The sequence below is a fragment of the Sphingopyxis sp. genome, assembly GCF_036402335.1.
Classification (GTDB): Bacteria; Pseudomonadota; Alphaproteobacteria; order Sphingomonadales; family Sphingomonadaceae; genus Sphingopyxis.
Map to the genome: position 1 here is coordinate 1 of NZ_DASWTD010000308.1, position 3,511 is coordinate 3,511.

The 3,511-nt window shown below is 64.7% G+C and carries 4 protein-coding genes; 2 read left to right on the forward strand and 2 right to left on the reverse strand.

Annotated elements, in window-relative coordinates; translation table 11 throughout:
• On the forward strand, positions 1-239 hold a 239-nt coding region (locus VGD20_RS09515), incomplete at its 5' end, for an alkaline phosphatase PhoX (protein WP_331134210.1).
• A gap of 43 nt (positions 240-282) precedes the next feature.
• Here VGD20_RS09515 and VGD20_RS09520 read toward each other — a convergent pair.
• Both VGD20_RS09520 and VGD20_RS09525 read right to left on the reverse strand, forming a co-directional pair.
• On the reverse strand, positions 283-1,434 hold the full coding sequence (locus VGD20_RS09520) for a serine hydrolase domain-containing protein (protein WP_331134211.1): 1,152 nt from the start codon (positions 1,432-1,434) through the stop codon (positions 283-285).
• A gap of 70 nt (positions 1,435-1,504) precedes the next feature.
• On the reverse strand, positions 1,505-2,161 hold the full coding sequence (locus tag VGD20_RS09525) for a CAP domain-containing protein (RefSeq protein WP_331134212.1): 657 nt from the start codon (positions 2,159-2,161) through the stop codon (positions 1,505-1,507).
• 144 nt (positions 2,162-2,305) lie between these two features.
• On the opposite strand from VGD20_RS09525, the gene ychF reads away from it, so the two are divergent.
• Positions 2,306-3,403, forward strand: coding sequence for a redox-regulated ATPase YchF (gene ychF / locus VGD20_RS09530; RefSeq protein ID WP_331134213.1), 1,098 nt, complete (start codon positions 2,306-2,308; stop codon positions 3,401-3,403).
• The last annotated feature ends 108 nt before the right edge of the window (positions 3,404-3,511 follow it).

Sequence of the window (3,511 nt, forward strand, 5' to 3'; positions counted from 1 at the left end):
TCGATCAGGCGTTCGGGCACAATGCGATGTTCTATGTCGATCAGGTCACGAAGCAGTCGAAACGCTTCCTCGTCGGCCCGCTGGGCAGCGAGATCACGGGACTGGCCTATACGCCCGACCTCAAGACCTTCTTCGTCAATATCCAGCATCCGACGGGTAACTGGCCGGTTGCGGGCGAAGAGCCGCGCTCGTCGACGATCGTCGTGCGCCGCACCGACAGCCAGCCGGTCGGCAACTGACCGAAGGTGTCGCCCGCTCCCTGGCCGGGAGCGGGCGGCGACCTTAGACGAACTTCATATCGCCGAAAATCCAGCGCCACGGCGCGCCGGTTTCACCCAATATATCGCGCACGATCATCGGGAAGGCCGCCTCGGCGCGGACGTCGTTCGACATGATCAGCACGCAGCGCTGGCTCTTTTCGAGGCAGACCAACGTGTTGCCCGTCGAATCATTGTGCCCGCCGCGGAAGAAGGCGGGACCCTGCGATCCGGTGAAGGTGATCAAACCCACGCTCGATGCGACGCCCACCGGCTGCTCCGGCGCGGGCGCGTCCCCTCCCAGTGTCGGGAATTGCGAACGCGAGCGGATTTGAAGGCTTGGCTGCAGCAGTTCGGCACGCGCTTTCTTCGAAAGCCCCTCCCCCGACACCAAAGCCGCCGCGAAATTGGCGAGGTCGGTGATCGTCGTATCCATCGACCCCGCAACGCGAACGCGGCCCCGCTCGTCGTGGGGTACCGCCTTGCCGTCGAGTTCCCAGCCGTCGGCCAGATTGGCCGCGAAATCGGGGCGCCAGACGAGGCTGCTGTTCGGCATCTTCAGCGGGTCGAAGACGAGCCGCTGGACCTCCTTGCCCGTATCGAGGCCGAGCCCCTGATCAAGACCGAACTGAAGGAGCATGATCCCCTCGCCCGAATAGCCGTAACGGCTGCCCGGATCGAAATGGATACGCAGCTTTCCATCAGGTTCGAGGAAATGGAAATTGGCAAAACCGGTACTGTGGTTCAGCACCATGCGCGGGGTGATCGTCCGCCAGCGTTCGTCCCCCGCAAGATCGCCCCAATTGCCATAGGCATCGAGATTACCGTAATCGGGCAGCGGCTTCGCGAGCATGCCCGCGATCGGCTTGTCGAGATCGACTTTGCCCTCGTCGACGAGGCACAGCACCGAATAGGCGAAGACCGCCTTGGTCAGCGACGCGCCGTACATGATCGTCTGCGGCGTCAGCGGATCGCCCTTGGCATTGCGCTCACCGAACGCCTGCACCGACACGACCTTGCCGCTGTCGATCGTCGCGATGGCAAGGCCCCGCGCGCCGGTGGCGGCCATCGCCTTTTGCGCAGTTCTGGCGATCGATTCCTTGTCAGGCATTGGCTTGGCCATCACCGGTGCGGCCCACAGCAGCGGCAGAATCCAGGCCAGTTTCGCAGCACGCATCGCGACCTCCCGACGGATCAAGACACCGAAACTGTTATATCATAGCAACACACCACGCAAGGCCCTGCGGTCAGGGCACTTTTCTTTGCGGCGGCGGAGGCGGCGAACCGTCGCGCGTCTGCGACATCAACGTCACGCACATCGTCCGGTGCACCGGATGCCGGCCGCATGCTATGCCCGCATAGCGATGTGTCGGGCGCAGCAGGCTGTGGCGGTGGCCGCGGTCGGGGACGCCGTCGTCGATCAAAAGCTGGTCGACCACGCCCGCGGGGGTGTGATGGCCATAGGTAATGACTTCATTGACATAGGGGCCGCCCCCGCGGGCCTTCATCCGCTCGCCCGGCCCGCGCCCCTTCGTATAATGGCCGACAGCGCCTGATCGCGACTGGACCGCGACATGATCGGCTGCCGCGCGCGCCAGCGCATCGCTCCATTCCAGTTCGGGCAGCGGCTTTTCGCGCCGCAGGTCACGGATCGCCTCGTCGACCGCCGCGACGCCCTCGCGCGTCATGATATCGATCTCGCTATCGTCGTCGCTGACCAGCAGCTTGCCTTCGAAGCGCGGGCGATAGTCGCGCAGATATTCGGCATAGGCCGCGGGATCGCTGCGGAAGCGGTTGAGCTCGACGAAAACGCCTTCCTCGAACCGGCTCGGCGCTGCAACTGCGGCGGTGACGCCAAGAGTCAACAAGATGCCGACGGCAAGAAAGAGGCGGGATTTCGTCATGGCTGGAGCGATAAAGGCGCAAGTCTGAACCGGGCGCAACCGCAAAGCGCCGCGGCAAAGACTGGCGTCCGCGGCGACTTGACGCTAGGGGCGCTGCAACAGCGGCGCCTCGCTCAACGGCGCGCCAGACTTCACGGAGTTTTTATGGGTTTCAAATGCGGGATCGTCGGCCTGCCCAACGTCGGCAAGTCCACCCTTTTCAACGCGCTGACCGAAACCGCGGCGGCGCAGGCGGCGAACTATCCTTTCTGCACGATCGAGCCGAACATCGGCAACGTTGCGGTCCCGGACGCGCGGCTCGAAAAGCTGGCGGCGATCGCGAGCAGCAAGAAGATCATCGCGACCCAGCTCGCTTTCGTCGACATCGCCGGCCTGGTGCGCGGTGCGTCGAAGGGCGAAGGCCTCGGCAACCAGTTCCTCGGCAATATCCGCGAAGTCGACGCGATCGTCCATGTGCTGCGCTGCTTCGAGGATGACGACATCCAGCATGTCGAGAACAAGGTCGACCCGGTCGCCGACGCCGAGACGGTCGAAACCGAGCTGCTGCTCGCCGACCTCGAAAGCCTCGAGAAGCGCGTCCCCGCCTTCGCCAAGAAAGCGGCACAGGGCGACAAGGAAGCGAAGATCGCCGCGTCGGTGCTCGGCCAGGCGCTCGACCTGCTTCGCGAAGGCAAGCCTGCGCGGCTCGTCGAACCCAAGGACGACGAGGAGGCCCGCGTCCTGCGCACCGCGCAGCTCCTGACCTCGAAACCCGTCCTCTATGTCTGCAACGTCGACGAGGGCAGCGCCGCGAACGGCAACGCTCTTTCGGAAAAGGTCTTCGCCAAAGCGGCCGCCGAGGGTGCGCAGGCGGTGGTCGTCTCCGCCGCGATCGAGAGCGAGCTGGTGACGATGGACATGGCCGACCGGCTCGAGTTCCTCGAAGAGATGGGCCTCCACGAAACCGGCCTCGCACGCGTCATCCGCGCGGGTTACGAGCTGCTCCACCTGATCACCTTCTTCACCGTCGGGCCGCAGGAAGCGCGCGCGTGGACCGTCCACACGGGCGCCACCGCCCCCGAAGCCGCCGGCGAAATCCACAGCGATTTCCAGAAGGGCTTCATCCGCGCCGAAACGATCGCATATGACGATTATGTCGCGCTGGGCGGCGAAGCGCGCGCGAGAGAAGCGGGCAAACTGCGCGCCGAAGGCAAGGCCTATGTCGTCCACGACGGCGACGTGATGCACTTCCTGCACAGCTGATACGGCGGGCATCGTTGCGCGGCCGACTGATCGCCATACGGGGAGCACCAGCGCTACGATTCGATGTGTTCGGGTCCGTCTGCGATACGTGAAGCGAACTCGCTGAAC

What these genes read in the sequence shown, in the direction of transcription:
- VGD20_RS09520 (WP_331134211.1), bottom strand. Translation starts at nt 1,434, where the DNA reads ATGCGTGCTGCGAAACTGGCCTGGATTCTGCCGCTGCTGTGGGCCGCA.
- VGD20_RS09525 (WP_331134212.1), bottom strand. Translation starts at nt 2,161, where the DNA reads ATGACGAAATCCCGCCTCTTTCTTGCCGTCGGCATCTTGTTGACTCTT.
- ychF (WP_331134213.1), top strand. Translation starts at nt 2,306, where the DNA reads ATGGGTTTCAAATGCGGGATCGTCGGCCTGCCCAACGTCGGCAAGTCC.